The organism is Catenulispora sp. EB89 (assembly GCF_041261445.1).
Lineage (GTDB): Bacteria > Actinomycetota > Actinomycetes > Streptomycetales > Catenulisporaceae > Catenulispora.
The window spans coordinates 33,640-49,650 of sequence record NZ_JBGCCU010000001.1; the positions used below are offsets into that span (position 1 = coordinate 33,640).

Here is a 16,011-nt window from a genome sequence, read left to right on the forward strand (position 1 = left end):
TGCTCGCCCCGCTGTTCGCCTCCAGATCCAGATCTCGGATATCGCCAGGAGCCCGCCGTGCAACTGCGTGACACCCCGGACCAACTGCGGTTCCGCGAAGACCTGCGCGCCTGGCTCCGTACCGTCCTGCCGACCCTGGACCCGCAGCCCTCCCAGGACGACTGGCAGGCCCGCCGCACCTACGACTCGCACTGGCAGGCCCTGCTCCACCAAGCCGGCTACGCCGGCCTGAACTGGCCCGCCGAGTACGGCGGCCGCGGCGCGACCCCGACCGAGCACCTGATCTTCCTGGAGGAGTCCGAGCTGGCCGGCGCCCCGTACGTCGGCGTCAACTTCGTCGGCCTGCTGCACGCCGGCCCCACGCTCATCGCCGAGGCCGCTCCGGAGCAGCGCGAGCGCCACATCCCGGCGATCCTGCGCGGCGACGAGATCTGGTGCCAGGGCTTCTCCGAGCCGGACGCCGGGTCGGACCTGGCCGCGCTGCGGACGCGCGCGGTGCGCGACGGCGACCACTACGTCGTCGACGGCCGCAAGATCTGGACCTCGCACGCCGAGGTCGCAGACTTCTGCGAACTGCTGGTGCGCACCGGTCCGGCGGACGGCCCGAAGCACCAGGGCATCACCTGGCTGATCATGCCGATGGACGCCCCCGGCGTCACGCTGCGCCCGCTGATGACCGCCGGCGGCTCGACCGAGTTCTCCGAGATGATCCTGGAGGACGTGCGGATCCCGGTGGCGAACCGGGTCGGCGCCGAGGGCGACGGCTGGCGGATCGCGATGGTGACGTTCGCCTTCGAGCGCGGCACCGGGTTCGTCGCCGAGGTGGTGTGGGCGCGCCGGCGGCTGGCCGAGATCGCCGCGCTGGCCCGGGAGAACACCGCCTGGGAGGACTCCGAGACCCGCCGCCGCATCGCCCGGCTGGCGGCCGAGTTCGACGCCTTGTGGGCGCTGGTGAAGCGGAACGTCTCAGAGGCGGAACATTCCGCGGCCGGCATCCCGGGCCCCGGTTCCTCAGTTTTCAAGTTGAGGTTTTCCGAGGCCCGACAACACCTTGACGATCTCCACGCCGATGTCCGCGGCCGGGACGCACTGGCGTTCGACGACGACCTGTGCACCTACGACGGCGAGCCGGGCTACGAACGTCTCAGATCCCTGGCATACACGATCGCCGCCGGGACTTCGCAGGTCCAGCGCAACATCATCGGCGAGCGGATCCTGGGCCTGCCCAAGGAGCCCTCGGCAACGGCACCGGCGGCCGGGGCCGCGAAAGGCGGCGCGCGCTAATGGACTTCCGGCCGACCCAGGACCAGCGGGCACTCGCCGGCGCGGTACGCGACGTGCTGGCCAAGCATCCCGCGCCGGGCACGCCGGGCCGGGAGGCGGAAAAGGGGCCCGATCCCGGCATCGGCGGCGTGGACGTCGCCCTGTGGCGCGACCTCGCCGAGCTCGGCATCTTCGGCGTCCGGGTGGCGGAGGCGGACGGCGGCCTGGGCCTGGGCCACCCCGAATCAGTGCACGTCTTCGAAGAGCTGGGCCGCGCGCTGGCGACCGGCCCGTTCACCGCGACCGCGCTGGCCGCGGCGCTGCTGCCGGAGTACGCCGGCGGCCGGCACCGCGTCGGGCTCGGCGACCTGACCTGCGGCAATCAGCAGACACAGATCCTGGAGCACCTGGACGCCCTGGACGCGCTGCTGGTCATCGAGATCGTCGACGGCGAGACCCCCGGGGTCGCCGGGCACAGCCAGGTCCTGCGCGTGGAGCCGATCGAGCTGCGCGCCGATCCGGTCCCGCACCCCGTGGATCCCCGCGTCCCGCTGCACCGGCTGCGCCAGAAGCCGCTGCGCGGCGAGATCGTCGGCGACGCCGGCACCGCCGACGCGCTGCTGCGCGAGGGCGCGCTGCTCACCGCCGCCTACCAGGTGGGCATCGCCGCGGTGCTGACCGAACGCGCCGTCGCCTACGCCAAGCAACGCACGCAGTTCGGCCGTGCCATCGGCTCGTTCCAGGCGGTCAAGCACCTGTGCGCGGACATGTTCGCGCGCGCCGAGCTGGCCCGCGCCGCCGTACACTCGGCCGCGGTACTGCTCTGCGACGAGGCGGCCGGCCACGACGGCGCCGACCTGCCGACCGCCGCGGCCGCGGTGTCCACGGCCAAGCTGCTCGCCGACGAGGCGGCGGTGGCGAATGCGAGGTCTGCGATCCAGGTGCACGGCGGCATGGGCTGCACGTGGGAGATGGGTCTGCACTTCTTCCTCAAGCGGGCCTGGGCGCTGTCCCTGGCGTACGGCCGCGCCGCGGACCACGCGGACCTGATTTCCGAATCCCTGTAAGGGAAATCCCGCGCCGGACACGCGTCGCGGCGCGCCGCCGCACGCCTGCGACAAGCACCGGTCATCACCCCCACACTCAGGCGTTGATTGATGGCGAATATTGACACTCTGGGACGCGGCGCCTATACAGGGTTCTCTGGCGCAATCACAGAGAACCCCCAGCTCAGCACCTCACCGGCGGTCCGACGGACCGCGGATCGGAGCAGGTGAGACCCTGCTCGCCCGGCGCGACAGGGCCCTGCGACACCGGTGGCGAACCCCGACCAATCCACAGGACTACATCGGTCGCGACTGGTTACAACTGAATCAGAGTTCTCATTGGTTTCAGCGAGAACCCGACAGCGCCGAAACGATCAGAACAAGTCCGCGCAATGCCACACAGCACCACCGCGCTACCGAACAACCGGGAAAGAGCTCAGCCGATGTGTACCGCACCCGCCCCACCGCCCGCCGGCGGCGGCGTCAGCCCGAGCGCGCCGTCCGTCCCGCCGACGGCGGCCGCAGCGGCGGACCGCCGCCCGGTCCGACGTCCGGTCCGACGACCGCGGGGACCCGCGACCCCGGGTGTGCCATGGCGATGATCTGCCTGGTGTCGGCCAAGAACTCGCCCGGAGTGACCACCACCGCGGTGGCGCTGGCCGAGGCGTGGCCGCGTCCGGTGCTGCTGGCCGAATGCGACCCGCGGTACGGCGACATCGTGGCCGGCTACCAGCAGGGCGGCGGGGACGTGGCCAAGGGGCTGCTCGGACTGGCCGCGATCCACCAGCACACCGACATCCGGCAGGAGATCTTCCGCTACGTCCAGCCGCTGAGCCCGAGCTCCCCGGCCCGGTTCCTGGCCGGAGTCCAGGTGCCGGCGCAGGCCGCGGCCGTGTCAGTGCTCTGGGAGCCGCTGTCCCGGGTGCTGCCCGCGCTGGTCGTGAAGCGGCGCACGGTGGACGTGCTCGTGGACTGCGGGCCGCTGCACGCCGCGCACGCGCCGCTGCCCCTGATCCAGCACGCCGACCTGGTGCTGATGGTGACCGGCGACCACCTGGAGCAGATCCGCGCGGCGCACGACGCGGTCGGGACGATCGCCGAGCGGCTGGCCGCCGCCCGGCCGCACGCCGACCCGCGCTGGTGCCTGGCCGGCGTGGTGATCCCGCCCGGCGCGCGGCGCCACAACGAGCGCGCGGCGATCGAGCAGGCGCTGGAGATCGACGTGATCGCCGAGGTCCGGCACGACCTGAAAGTCGGCGCGGAGCTGCTGGGCCGCCGGAACCTCCCGAACGGTTATTCACGCTCGGGATACATGAGGGACATCCGGGAGTTGCAAGCTGCTATCGACCGCCAGTTGAACCGCCCGGCTCCGCCGGCGCGCACCGTCGCCTCGAACCGCCGGCTGACGGTGGTACCCGGGGAGGCCGCCCATGCCGGGTGACAAGTTCGACCCGAGACACGCGCAGGGCGGCGGGCCGGGCCGGTCGCGCGGCAGCGGCCGCAGCGACCAGGTCTCGGAGCTGCGCGACGCGATCGCCTTCCTGAACCGGGAGAGCGTCGCGCTCCCGGATCCCGGGACCCCGCCGTGGGAGGACCACCCGCAGGCCGATCCGTCGCGCCCCACCACCGGTGGACAGAAGCCGCCGCTGGCACCGGTCCGCGAACTCGGGCCGGCGCAGGGCCGACCTGCCGCCCACGCCCTGCCTCCCGCGCCGCCCCCGCTTGTGGAGAACGCCTTGCACTTCCAAGGAGCGCAGAGCGCCAACCGCCGCCAGCTCCCGCCGCCGCCGTCGTCCCAGCCGCTGCCCCAGTCCTTGTCCCAGCCCCCGGCGCCGGCCCCGGCCCCGCCCCTGGACGAAGGCACGAACCGCTCGCGCCACGAGCTCGCGCTCCGCTTCGGCGGCGGCTCGGAGTACCCGCCGGATCCCAAGCCCGCGCAGGGGATCCACGCCTTCTCGGCGGTCGACTGGCCCGGCGTCGACGTCATCCGCAAGCAGGTGCGCGAACGGATCACCGAGCAGTTCCCGCGCCCCGACTCCGGCACCGACGAGCAGCGCCGAGCCTTCGGCATGGCGGTCATCGAGGAGGCGGTGAACTCCTGGTCGGCCCGGGCCGCGGCGCGCGGGCAGGCGGTCGACGACGCGCGCCAGGACGCGATGCGCCGGGCCGCGGGCGCCTGCGTCTTCGGCATGGGCGGCCTGGCCCCGATGCTGGACCACCCCGACGTGGAGACCATCGAATACCGGGGCTGCGACGACGGCCACGTCGTCTACACGGACGGCCGGGTGGAGAAGGCGCCGCGGATCGCCTCGTCGGACGAGTCGCTGCTGGCCGACATGCGGACCTGGGCCGCCCGGCGGCACCGGATCCTGACCCCGGCCGAGCCGCTGCTCGACCTGACCGTGGACGGCGGCGCGCGGCTGACCGCGACCATCGGCGTGTCCCGGCGGCCGACGCTGGTCGTGCGCCGGCACCGGGTCGTGAAGGTGACGCTGGACGACCTGGTGGTGCGCGGCATGGTGTCGCCGGCGATCGCGGCGTTCCTGCGCAGCGCGGTGCTGGCCGGGCAGACGATCGTGGTCACCGGGCCGCTCGACGCCGGCAAGACGACGCTGCTGCGCGCGCTGGCCGCGGAGATCCCGGTGATGGAGCGGTACGCGACGGTCGAGGCGGAGTTCGAACTCAACCTGGACGAGATCGGCCGGCATCCGCGGATGGTGGCGTACCAGTCGTGGCCGGGGACCGCCGAGCGCGGCCCGGACGGCCGCCGGATCGGCGAGGTCACGCTGTCCGACGTCATCGAGGTGGCGCTGCGGATGAACGTGGCGCGACTGGTCGTCGGCGAGGTGCGCGGGCCGGAGGCGGCCACGCTGCTGGAGGCGGTGTCGACCGGCGGCCGGGCGGCGCTGTGCGCGATCCACTCCGGGTCCACGCGGGAGGCGTTCAACAAGTTCGTCATGCTGTGCATGCGGACCACGATGAACCGGGACTCGGCGGTCCAGCTGGCCGCCGAGACCCTGCACTACATCGTCGACATCCGGATGGACACCGAGCCCGCGACCGACATGCGGGAGCCGCGCGCCACCGCGCGCTACGTGGACCGGGTGGTCGAGGTCAACGGGCTCGGCGAGCGGCTGGCGCCGGTCGTCACCGAGATCTTCGCCCCGGGGCCGGACGGCCGGGCGGTGTTCGCGCAGCGGCCGGAGCGGCTGGCGACGTTGCAGCGCGCGGGGTTCGACCCCAAGTGGTTCCTCTACGGGAACGACCAGTGGTACGTCGCCCCGACGCCGGCCGCGCAGAACGTGTCGCGGCCCGCGCCGCACCAGCAGCGCGAGGGCGGTCGTGGCTTCCAGAACATGACGCCGGTGCCGAAGCCGTCCCTCACCGAACAGGACGTCTTCGACCGGCAGTACCTGCACGAGCGGCGGCGGCTGGACCAGGAGTGACATGGCGGACGACGGGGGCGTCGCGCAGGCGAGGCCGCGATCGGGTGCGGTTTCGGTATCGGCTTCGGGGCAGGAGGCCCCGGAGTATCAGACGTATGTCGTGCGCAAGGGCGACTCGCTGTGGCGGATCGCCGAGGAGCAGTTGGGCGATCCGAACCGCTTCGCGGACATCGCCGAGCTGAACGACGGCCGGCGGATGCCGGACGGGACGGTGTTCAGCTACGTCGAGTTCCTGCAGTCGGGATGGGTCCTGATCATGCCGCCGGACATGGGGCGGCACCGGCCGCCGGCGGCGGCCGGCGAGCGCGGGCGGTTGGCGCTGGAGGCGGGGCCCGGTTCCGGCGGTTCCGGTGCTACCGGCGCTACCGGGACCGAGGGCGGTGCCGCCGGTGGCGCGGCGGCGGCCGACGACCCCCGGCGGCAGTCCACGTTCGCCACGACGCGCAACGACTCCGGCAAGACGGTCGCGGCGACCGGCGGCCTCCTGGCCGCCGGCGTGTTGAGCACGCTGGGGGACCGGCGGCTGCGCAAGGTCATGCGGCGCCGCCCCGGCGAGCGGATCTCGATGCGGCAGCCGGGGGAGTGGGAGCTGGAGCTGAGTCGCGTCGACAACCCGACCGGCCAGGTGCTCATCGACGCCGCTCTCAGGACCCTGAGCGCCCGGCTCACCAAGGCCGACCGGGGGCTGCCGGACATCACCACGACGGTGCTCAAGTCGCACGGCCTGGAGCTGCACCTGGCGCGCCCGCAGCCGCCGGTCGCGCCGTTCTACGCGGACCCGCAGCGTCCCGGGGTGTGGATCTGCCCGCTGGGGGCGCAGGTCGGTACGCATCCGGGGCACGCGCCGGCGCCGTACCCGGCCCTCGTCTCGCTGGGCTTCGACGGGGACGACGACACGGTCCTGGTCGACCTGGAGGCGACCGGCGGGGTCTCGCTGCTGGCCCCTGAGGCGGAGGCGGTGTCGGTGCTGCGGGCGATGGCCGTGGAGCTGGCGACCGGGATGGCGGCCGAGCAGGTCGAGGTGACGCTCGTCGGGTTCGGGGCGGAGCTGCCGTCGCTGTTCGCGCCGGGGACGCTGAACCACACCGAGGATCTGGTGCGCGCCGTGGAGGCGCTGGCGCGCTGGTCGGCCGGCGTCGAGGCGGTGCTGGACCGGCGCGGCGTGACCGTGCGCAAGGCGCGCACGCACCCGGACGACGAGCTGGCCCCGATCACGAAGACGCACGTGCTGCTCTCGGCGGTGGCGCCGGACCTGCGGCTGACGCACCGGCTGCGGCACCTGCTGTCGGGGCGGCAGCGGACCTCGATCGCGGTGGTGGCGGTGGCCGACGACCGGGAGCAGCTGCTGTCGCCGTGGACGATCGGCGCGCCGGCGTTCCACACGCCGCGCTCGCAGGCCGGGGTGCCCGGGCTCGCGCTGCGGGTGCAGGCGCTGCGGGAGGAGCGGTACGCCGCGGTCGTGCGCGAGCTGTCGGCGGCGGATTCGGATCAGGAGAAGCCGGCGCCGCGCGGCGACGGGGCTTTCAACCTGCCGTCGGTCCCGGCGGTCGAGGCGGAGAGCCCGGGGAGTCCGGGGACGAAGACGCCGTTGCCGAAGCGGAAGCCCGCACATCCGCGGCGGCATGTCGCGGGGCGGGGGGCCGGTGCGAGTGCCGGTGCCGGTGGTTCGGGCGGCTCAGGCGGCGACGCCGGCGGTCGGGGGAGAGCCGGGTCGTCGCACTCCGAGACGCATCCGGCGGAGCGCGTCGAGCTGATCGCGACACCGGATCCGGTACAGCCCAACCGTTTCCGCGTGCCTGTCGACGACCTGTTCCGAGTGGACGCGCTGCTGCCGACCGCGCTGCCGACGACCACCGCGCCGTTGCCGGGGCCGGGGACGGCGAAGCAGGTCCGGCTGGCACTGAAGCCGGCGAACCTGCCGCAGTTCGATCCGGCCGCCGACGGGGAGGAGGAGCCCCCGCCGCCCCGCGCGGAGGATCGGTTGGTGGGGATCGAGGCGGACCTGCCGGGCCAGCACGGACGCGCCGCGTTGGCTGCGCCGGGTGCTCAGAGCCCTCACCCCCCGACAGGTACGCGACCGAATCGGCCGGCGCTGCCGTCCTCATCGCTGGCGCTGCCCGAGCCCGCTCGCATGGCGGCGCCTCGGAAGCCGGGGCAGTGGCAGGGTGCGTATTGGAGTCAGCGCAGGGCGGCTGCGGCGGGGATGCCGAACCGCGCCGAGACGCCGGACGAGTCCGTCGTGCTCGGTCCGTCCTACGCGATCGACATCCTGGGCCCGATCGTGCTGGCCGGTGCGACCGACGACGCGCCGGAGCTCGCCGAGATCGCGGCGTACGTGATCCTGCACCCGGGATGCTCGATGGACCAGCTGGCCGCGGACCTGTGGCCGGCCCGCGCCGGCGCGCTGAGCATCGTCGACGCGCAGGTGATCCAGCTGCGCGAAGTCCTCGGCACGGACGCCAACGGCGAGCAGCTGCTCCGGATCGCGCCGGAGAGCGTGACGCTGGCCCCCTCACTGTCCTGCGACTGGCTGGAGTTCGTGCACCGCACCCAGAACGGCGAACTGGTCGGCGCGCTCAGCCTGCTCCGAGGCCGGCCCTTCGAAGACGGCCCGCTCCGCCGCTACGGCTGGGCCGAAACGCTGCGCCACGAAATGGCGGCGCTGGCGATAGACACGGCGCACTACGTCGCCGAGGCATGCCTGCACGAACAGAGCCCCCGCAGCGCCCGCAAGGCGGCCCTGCGTGGTCTGGCGGCCGCCCCGGAATCAGAACTCTTGTACCGCGACCTCCTGTCCGCCCTGGCCGCCCTCGGCGACCTCCCCGCGGCCCGCCGCCACGCCGACGCACTCCTGGGCTACGCCGAGCGCGAAGGGCTGCCGCTGCAACCGGAGACGGCCGCGATGCTGCGGGACGTAGCGCAGGCAGCCGCGCGAAGCTGACCAACACCCGACGGCCGCCGACAGCGACACCGACACCGACAGCGACCAGGTCCAGCGCTGTCTCAGCCGTGGAAGTCGACGCGGTCGATCAGCCCGTCGCGCACCCGGTACGCGACCAGCACGCGGACCGGATCGTCGGCCAGACCATGGGCGACTTCGTGGTCGACCACCCAGTCGCCTTCGCTGAGCCGCGCCAGGATCTCCGCCCGGCAGCGGCCTTCGACGAACTGTCCGGCGTACTTGTCGCGCAGCGCCTGGCGTCCCTCCAGCCGGCTGCCGTCGCTCCGGTTGACGACGACGTCCTCGGCATAGGTGGCGACGAAGGCGTCGATGTCGTGGCTGTTGTATGCGGCAAGCTGCTGCTCGACGACTTCGCGGGGATCGATCATGTACATGATCATTCCACGCCGCGCCGCTACTTCACCGCCACCGGGATCACCGGTGCCCCGACCGCGCGCGTGAAGGGCTCCGGGGAAGCGGTCAGGAAGAACTCGTACACGCCGTCCTGCGCGCAGTCCTCCGCCAGCGGCTCCAGATCCCAGTTCTGCCCCTGCAACATCCCCATCTCGACCAGGTGCAGCAGGTGCACCGGGAGCTGCGCGTCCTCGCGCTCCGGCGGGTACACCTCGAAGGCCACGTTGTCCGTCGCCACCGCCGCCACGTCGTGCGCGTGGAACCATGGCACCGTCTGCATCGACGGCCCCGACGTCGGGTAGCTGTACGCCAGCTTGTCCCCCGCCTTCAGCGCCGTCATCGCGCCGGTGCGCAGCAGCACGATGTCGCCCGGGCGGATCCGCACCTTCCCGAACTCCGCCGCCGCGTCCAGGTCCTCCGGTGTCAGGGCGTGTCCGTGGGCTGCGTCGCCCAGGCGGGGGACGCCCAGGGCGCGCGCCACGTCCAGCAGCACGCCGCGTCCGACGATCGGCCCGACCTTGTCGATGCCGCAGTGCGCCGCGCCCGCCGCGGTGATCTCCGAGGCGTCGAAGCCGTTGTAGAGCCGTCCCTCGTACGACACGTGCGCCAGGGCGTCCCAGTGCGTGCACGCCTGGAGTCCCATCTCCACGCGGTCGTCCGACGTGCGGAACGCGTGCTGCTCCCCCATCACCGGCGCGTTCACCATGATCATGGTGCGCTTCGGGTTGTCGCGCCCCTCGATCATGCCGATCTGCGGGCCGTCCTCGTCCAGGGGCACCGCGAGGCTGAAGCGGCGGCCGGCGCGGATCAGCGACGCCGCCGCCACCACTCGCTCGGGCGTGATCAGGTTCAGGGTCCCGCGTTCGTCGTCCGGGCCCCAGCGGCCCCAGTTCGTGACGCGGCGTGCGAGGTCGGTGAACTGCTCGGGCAGCGGCATCGCGGTGCTCCCAGGTGCTCCCAGTGATATCTGACACAGCGTCAGTTGATGCTGTCCACTGTCGCGAACCTTAGCTAACATGCCGTCAGATTCGTACCGTCAGATCTCTTCGAGGAGCGAGCAAGGTGGCCGACTTCCTGGCAGGCAAGGTCATCGTGGTGACCGGCGCGGGCCGCGGCATCGGGCGCGCCGTGGCCCTCGGCTGCGCCGCCGAGGGCGCCTCGGTGGTGGTCAACGACTACGGCGTCTCCGTCGACGGCAGCGAGCCGTCCAGCGAGGTCGCCGAGGCGGTGGCGCGCGAGATCCGGGACGCCGGCGGGCAGGCGGTCCCCTGCGCCGACTCCGTCACCACGATGGCCGGCGGGCACCGCATCGTGCAGACCGCGCTGGACACCTACGGCCGGCTCGACGGCGTGGTGTGCGTGGCCGGGATCCTGCGCGAGCGGATGCTGTTCAACATGGCCGAGGAGGAGTGGGACCCGGTCATCGAGACCCACCTGAAGGGGACGTTCACCGTCTTCCGCGCCGCCAGCGCCGTGATGCGCAAGGCCGGCGGCGGCGCGCTGGTCGGCTTCACCTCGGGCAACCACGCCGGCAGCGTCTCGCAGGCCAACTACAGCGCGGCCAAGGGCGGCATCGTCAGCCTGGTCCGCAGCGCGGCTCTGGGCCTGGGCAGGTACGGCATCACCGCGAACGCCGTGGCTCCGGTCGCGCGCACCCGGATGAGCGCCAACGTCCCGTTCGACATGGCCGAGATGGGCGAGCCGGAGGACGTCGCCCCGCTGGTCGCCTACCTGCTGTCGGAGGCCGCGCGCGACGTCACCGGCCAGATCTACACGGTCGCGGGCCGCCGGATCGCGGTCTGGAACCAACCGCAGGAGATCCGCTCGATGTACGGCGAGGAGCCCTGGACCGCCGAGTCGATCGCGAAACGGCTGCCGGAGGCGGTCGGCGTCGAGACGATGCCGATGATCGCCAAGATGGCCGCCTACGCGAAGGCGACCGAGGAACGCAAAGCCACCGAGGAAAGCAAGGCATCCGAGCCGGGACAGGAAGGCGCAACCTCATGAGAGCCGCGGTCTTCGAAGGCGGCAAGCTGGAAGTCGTCGACGGTATAGAGGTACGCGGCCCGCGCACCGACGAGATCGTCGTCCGCGTCGGCGCCGCCGGCCTGTGCCACTCCGACCTCAGCGTCGTCAACGGCACCATCCCGTTCCCCGGCCCGGCCGTCCTCGGCCACGAGGGGGCCGGCGTGGTCGAGGAGGTCGGCGCGGCGGTGACGCGGGTGAAAACCGGCGACCACGTCTGCCTCACCACGATCAACCACTGCGGCGTCTGCCCGGCCTGCAGCAACGGCCACCCGACGATGTGCCGCGCGACGTTCGGCAAGATCAGCAAGCCGTTCACGCGCGAAGCGGCCGACGGCTCGGCCGAGAAGCTGTTCTCCTTCGCCAACACCTCGGTGTTCACCGAACGGGTCGTGGTGAAGGAGGTCCAGGCCGTCCCGATCCCCGAGGACGTGCCGATGGCCTCGGCGGCGCTGGTCGGCTGCGGCGTCCTGACCGGCGTCGGCGCGGTCCTGAACCGGGCGAAAGTGGGCATCGGCGAGACGGTCGTGGTGATCGGGGTCGGCGGCATCGGCCTCAACGCGATCCAGGGCGCGCGCATCGCCCGCGCCGGCCGGATCGTCGCGATCGACACCAACCCGCGCAAGGAGGAGGCGGCGCGGCGGTTCGGCGCGACCGACTTCGTGGACCCGAGCGGCCAGGACGTGGTCCAACTGGTCAAGGACCTGCTCCCGCGCGGCGCGGACTACGTCTTCGAGTGCGTCGGGCATCCGGCGCTGATCCGCGCCGCGACCGACATGCTGGCCTGGTCCGGAGCCGCGGTGCTGCTCGGCGTGCCGCGCAGCGACGCCGAGGGGACGTTCCTCGTGTCCGGGATGTACATGGACAAAACGATTATGGGCTGCCGATACGGAACCTCCCACCCCCAGTTCGACGTCGAAAGGTATGTCGACCTCTATCGGAAGGGTGAGCTACTCCTGGACGAACTGGTCACAAAGACCTACCCTCTGGAGCACATCCACGAGGCGATCCACGACCTGGAGAACGGCTCATTGGCAAGAGGTGTCCTCTTGCTCTGAGACCTACGAGGGGAAGCTAAGGCCGTGACGGAGAGCCCGAGCGGGCAGGGCGCACCGGAGCACGACAGCGAAGCCGCACTGCTCACGGAACCCTCCACGCCCTCGCATCCTTCCGTCCCGGGACAACCGACGCGCGACGACGTCGAGACCGACAGCGTCGAAGCGGCGGTTACTGGGGACGTCGCGGTCGACACGGACACCGACGACGATCCGGATACCGCCGCCGGCCACGCCGACGACACCGAAGAAGCCGACGAAACTTCCACGCCGCACGGCTTCCCGATCGACTCGACCCATCCCCTGGCCCGGGCCGCGAACCGGGTCGTCGAGGAACTCCTCAATCCCAGCACCGGCCTGCTGCTCTCGCTCTGTTACATCGTCGTCGCCGGCTTCCTCACCTGGAAGCTGCTGTTCCACCCGGTGGCCAGCGTCCTGGCCGGCAACCCCTACGACCAGTTCTACTTCGAGTGGCAGCTGACCGCGGTCGAGCACGCGCTGACCCACTTCCAGAACCCGCTGTTCACGCACACGATGAACGCCCCCGACGGCATGAACCTCGCGGGCAACCCCCAGATCATCGGTCCGGCGGCGGTCCTGACCCCGGTCACCTACCTGTTCGGCGCGCCGGTCTCGTTCGCCCTGCTGACCACCTTCAACCTCGCGGCGACCGCGATCACCTGGCGCTGGTTCCTGCGCCGGCACGTGGTCCGCACCGAGCCCGCGGCCTTCGTCGGCGGCCTGTTCATGGGCTTCTCGCCGTCGATGATGTCGCACTCGCTGGCGCACCCGAACCTGGCCGGGCAGTGGCTGGTGCCGTTGATCCTGGCCGGGGTGCTGCGGCTGCGCGAGCCGGAGCACCGGGTGCGCAACGGAATCGTTCTCGGCGTGCTGATCGCGGCGCAGGTGTTCGTCGGCGAGGAGCTGCTGTTCCTGACCGCGATGGGCGTCGTGCTGTTCTTCGTGGCCTACATCGCGCAGCGGCCGCGGCAGTCCTGGGCCGAGGCCGCGACCTTCCTGCGCGGCGCCGGAGTGGCGATCCTCACGGCCGGAGCGCTGCTGGCCTACCCGCTGTCGTTCCAGTTCTTCGGGCCGATGTCGTTCAAGGGCATCCCGTTCGACATCGCCTACTACTCGGCGGATCTGAAGTCCTACGCGGTGTATCCGAACCTGGAGCTGTGGGGCGACCCGGCCAAGCTGGACCCGCTGGCGCCGGGCAACACCGAGCAGGCCGCGCTGGTCGGCTGGGCGCTGCTGCTGGTGGTGGCGCTGCTGACGGTGTGGCTGATCCGGAACGCGGCCGTGCGGGCGCTCCTGATCGCCGCGCTGGTCCTGGTGGTGCTGTCCATCGGCCCGACGCCGGTGTTCGACCACAGCTCCATCTCCTGGTGGTGGTGGCCGCTGCCGTCGGACGGGGTGTGGGCGCACATCCAGAACCTGCCGCTGTTCTCCTCCAGCCTGCCGATCCGCAGCGCGCTGGCGGTGAGCTGGATCATCGGCATCCTGCTGGCCCTCGGCCTGGACAAGGCGGTGCTGCACCCGCGGCAGGTGCTGCGCGGCGTGGTGTTCGGCAGCGTCGCGGCCGCGCTGATCCCGCTGATCCCGCGGGTGTTCGACACGTCGCCGCGCACGCCGATCCCGGAGTACTTCACCTCGGACGCCTGGAAGGAATGCGTCTCGCCGGGGCACGACACGATCGTCGGCGTCCCGCTGTCCGACGGCGGCGACCGCACCAACCAGACCTGGTCGACGGCCGCGGACACCGGCTTCGCCATCCCGCAGGGCCCGGTGATGGCGCCGACGTCCCCCACCGACAAGCAGGTCGCCTGGGGCAAGAACAATGTGCTGTGGACCGCGCAGTGGCTGTCGTACATCTTCAAGAACGGCGGCGGCGCCACCCCGACCATCACCCCGTCGATCAAGAACCGGGTGAAGCTGGACCTGGCCACGTGGCAGGCGAACTGCGTCGTCATGGCCGATGGCACGCAGAACCTGGCCGCCGTCAAGAACTTCCTGGACCAGGCGATCGCCCCCGGCACGATGGAGGGCGGCGTGGTCGTGTGGAAGGAGCCCGCCGGCTGAGGCGTCAGCCGAACGCCCCCTTGTGGAAGATCAGCGGCAGCGACTCGTTGTCCGCGTCCAGGCCGTGCACGCGCCCGACCACGATCGCGTGGTCGCCGCCGGGATACGTGGCCTCGATCGTGCAGTCCACCCAGCCGTGCGCGCCGGCCAGGATCGGGGAGCCGAGCTCGGAGTGGCTCCACTCGACGCCGGCGAACTTGTCGCCGCCGCTGACCGCGAAGGCGCGGCACAGCTGCTCGTGGTCGGCGGCGAGGAAGTTCACGCAGAAGCGGCCGGTGGCCTCTATGCGCGGCCACGTGGTGGACGTGTGGCCGACGGAGAACAACACGAGCGGCGGGTCCAGGGACAAGGCGGAGAACGCTTGGCACGCGAAGCCCACGGGCCCGTCGGCGTCCTCCGACGCGACGACGGTCACCCCGGAGGGGAAGTGGCCGAGGACGCGGCGGTAGTCGGCGACGGCGACGGCGGTGCCGTCCGCGGTCGTGCTTCCGGTCCCGTCCGCGGTCCCGTCTACGGTCCCGTCGGCGCGGGTGTCCGCGGCGTCGTTCGCGGCCTTGTCGGCGTCGGCGTGAGCGACGTCGGCGACGTCGGCGGCACGCCCGGCGTGCTCGCGTGCGGTGGCCTGTGCAGGCATGGTCCCAGCCCCTAGGTGTCACGCTGTGTGCGGCTGCGTGGTGCTCCAGCTCGTTCGCTATATCAAAAGTGCAGCTCGACCCAGCATACGTGGACGGACATCGCCAATATGGAGGGGAACTGACGACCCGTCAAGAGAGATGGCGTTTGACATACCGAACGCTCCTCGGACATCACAGAACCCTGTGGTAGCAGGGGTAACAACGATCAGCGCCCGGTGAATTCCGGCGCCCGGCGCTCCACGAAGGCCTGCACGCCCTCCTGGCCGTCGTGCGTGGCCATGTTCAGCTCCACGGCGTCGGCCTCCTCACGGAAGGCCGTGGCACGGTCCACTTCCAGCGCGCGGTTCACGAGGTTCTTCGTGAGCGCGAAGGCCCGCGTCGGCCCCACCGCCAGCCGCTCGGCCCACTCCCGCGCGGCCTTCTCCAGCTCGGCGTCCGGCACCACCCGGTTCACCAGCCCCAGCGCCAGCGCCTCGGCGGCCGGCACGTCGTCGGCGAAGAACATCAGCTCCTTGGCTTTGTGCACCCCGACCAGCCGGGTCAGCAGATGCGCACCGCCGCCGTCGGGCACCAACCCGCGCCGCGCGAAGATCTCGATGAACTTCGCCGACTCCGCCGCGACCACCAGATCGCAGGCCAGCGCCAGATGCGCACCGATGCCGGCGGCGATGCCGTTCACCGCGCCGATCACCGGCTTCTCGCAGTCCAGCACCGCGGCGATGAGGGCCTGCGCGCCGTCCCGGATGGTGCGGGCGACGTCGCCGGGCTGCGGTCTCGCCGGCGAGACGCCCGGCTGCGGCCGCAGATCGGCGCCGGTGCAGAAGCCGCGTCCGGTGGCGGTGAGGACCACGACGCGGGTCTGCGGATCGGCGGAAGCCTGGCGCAGCAACGCGATCAGGCGGTCGCGCTGGCCGGCGGTGATCGCGTTCAGGGCTTCGGGGCGGTCGAGGGTGATCCAGCTGACGCCGCCGGACAGGGACTGCCGGACGGTTTCTTCCAGCGAGGGATCTTGTACCTCGGACATGGGGTCTCCCATCGAATGAGTCAGCGCCGGACCGCGGTCGCGCAGTAGCGCGACAGCGTTCCGGCGCCGGACCGGTCTAT

The 16,011-nt window shown here is 72.0% G+C and carries 12 protein-coding genes; 8 read left to right on the plus strand and 4 right to left on the minus strand.

The window, feature by feature from the left end:
• Positions 1 to 57: 57 nt before the first annotated feature.
• From ABH920_RS00170 to ABH920_RS00190, 5 genes are all read left to right on the plus strand, one after another.
• Complete coding sequence (locus ABH920_RS00170; RefSeq protein WP_370345396.1) at positions 58 to 1,284, plus strand: acyl-CoA dehydrogenase family protein; 1,227 nt, start codon at positions 58 to 60, stop codon at positions 1,282 to 1,284.
• Positions 1,284 to 2,330, plus strand: coding sequence for an acyl-CoA dehydrogenase family protein (locus tag ABH920_RS00175; RefSeq protein WP_370345398.1), 1,047 nt, complete (start codon positions 1,284 to 1,286; stop codon positions 2,328 to 2,330). The genes ABH920_RS00170 and ABH920_RS00175 overlap by 1 nt, the downstream gene beginning before the upstream one ends.
• Before the next feature lie 424 nt (positions 2,331 to 2,754).
• Positions 2,755 to 3,750 (plus strand): hypothetical protein, encoded by a 996-nt coding sequence (locus ABH920_RS00180; protein WP_370345400.1) that lies wholly within the window; start codon positions 2,755 to 2,757, stop codon positions 3,748 to 3,750.
• On the plus strand, positions 3,740 to 5,755 hold the full coding sequence (locus ABH920_RS00185; protein ID WP_370345402.1) for a CpaF family protein: 2,016 nt from the start codon (positions 3,740 to 3,742) through the stop codon (positions 5,753 to 5,755). Before ABH920_RS00180 ends, ABH920_RS00185 begins: the two co-directional genes overlap by 11 nt.
• Position 5,756: 1 nt before the next feature.
• A complete protein-coding gene (locus ABH920_RS00190; RefSeq protein ID WP_370345404.1) occupies positions 5,757 to 8,696 on the plus strand; it encodes a LysM peptidoglycan-binding domain-containing protein in 2,940 nt (979 codons plus the stop codon).
• 62 nt (positions 8,697 to 8,758) lie between these two features.
• On the opposite strand, the gene ABH920_RS00195 is transcribed toward ABH920_RS00190, so the two are convergent.
• A complete protein-coding gene (locus ABH920_RS00195) occupies positions 8,759 to 9,091 on the minus strand; it encodes a nuclear transport factor 2 family protein (RefSeq protein ID WP_370345406.1) in 333 nt (110 codons plus the stop codon).
• Positions 9,092 to 9,111: 20 nt separating this feature from the next.
• Complete coding sequence (locus tag ABH920_RS00200; protein WP_370345408.1) at positions 9,112 to 10,047, minus strand: cyclase family protein; 936 nt, start codon at positions 10,045 to 10,047, stop codon at positions 9,112 to 9,114.
• A 125-nt stretch (positions 10,048 to 10,172) separates the two neighbouring features.
• Here ABH920_RS00200 and ABH920_RS00205 point away from each other — a divergent pair, with 125 nt between their 5' ends.
• Genes ABH920_RS00205 through ABH920_RS00215 form a run of 3 tightly spaced genes read left to right on the plus strand, consistent with a single transcriptional unit; the run spans position 10,173 to position 14,272 of the window.
• Positions 10,173 to 11,117 carry an SDR family oxidoreductase gene (locus ABH920_RS00205; protein ID WP_370345410.1) on the plus strand — a complete coding sequence of 315 codons (945 nt, stop codon included), beginning with the start codon at positions 10,173 to 10,175 and terminating at the stop codon, positions 11,115 to 11,117.
• Entirely contained in the window at positions 11,114 to 12,193 is a 1,080-nt protein-coding gene (locus ABH920_RS00210; RefSeq protein WP_370345412.1) for a Zn-dependent alcohol dehydrogenase, read from the plus strand. Before ABH920_RS00205 ends, ABH920_RS00210 begins: the two co-directional genes overlap by 4 nt.
• Positions 12,194 to 12,217: 24 nt before the next feature.
• The gene (locus tag ABH920_RS00215) at positions 12,218 to 14,272 is read left to right on the plus strand and encodes a hypothetical protein (protein WP_370345414.1); all 2,055 of its coding nucleotides are present in this window, start codon (positions 12,218 to 12,220) and stop codon (positions 14,270 to 14,272) included.
• A 4-nt stretch (positions 14,273 to 14,276) separates the two neighbouring features.
• Here ABH920_RS00215 and ABH920_RS00220 read toward each other — a convergent pair whose 3' ends face one another.
• Entirely contained in the window at positions 14,277 to 14,906 is a 630-nt protein-coding gene (locus ABH920_RS00220) for a flavin reductase family protein (RefSeq protein ID WP_370345416.1), read from the minus strand.
• 206 nt (positions 14,907 to 15,112) lie between these two features.
• Complete coding sequence (locus tag ABH920_RS00225) at positions 15,113 to 15,931, minus strand: enoyl-CoA hydratase/isomerase family protein (protein ID WP_370345418.1); 819 nt, start codon at positions 15,929 to 15,931, stop codon at positions 15,113 to 15,115.
• Positions 15,932 to 16,011 lie beyond the last annotated feature (80 nt).

Excerpts from the sequence above, each read along its gene's own strand:
- ABH920_RS00210 (WP_370345412.1), top strand. The coding sequence starts at position 11,114 with ATGAGAGCCGCGGTCTTCGAAGGCGGCAAGCTGGAAGTCGTCGACGGT.
- ABH920_RS00200 (WP_370345408.1), bottom strand. The coding sequence starts at position 10,047 with ATGCCGCTGCCCGAGCAGTTCACCGACCTCGCACGCCGCGTCACGAAC.
- ABH920_RS00225 (WP_370345418.1), bottom strand. The coding sequence starts at position 15,931 with ATGTCCGAGGTACAAGATCCCTCGCTGGAAGAAACCGTCCGGCAGTCC.
- ABH920_RS00190 (WP_370345404.1), top strand. The coding sequence starts at position 5,757 with ATGGCGGACGACGGGGGCGTCGCGCAGGCGAGGCCGCGATCGGGTGCG.
- ABH920_RS00175 (WP_370345398.1), top strand. The coding sequence starts at position 1,284 with ATGGACTTCCGGCCGACCCAGGACCAGCGGGCACTCGCCGGCGCGGTA.
- ABH920_RS00195 (WP_370345406.1), bottom strand. The coding sequence starts at position 9,091 with ATGTACATGATCGATCCCCGCGAAGTCGTCGAGCAGCAGCTTGCCGCA.
- ABH920_RS00185 (WP_370345402.1), top strand. The coding sequence starts at position 3,740 with ATGCCGGGTGACAAGTTCGACCCGAGACACGCGCAGGGCGGCGGGCCG.
- ABH920_RS00220 (WP_370345416.1), bottom strand. The coding sequence starts at position 14,906 with ATGCCTGCACAGGCCACCGCACGCGAGCACGCCGGGCGTGCCGCCGAC.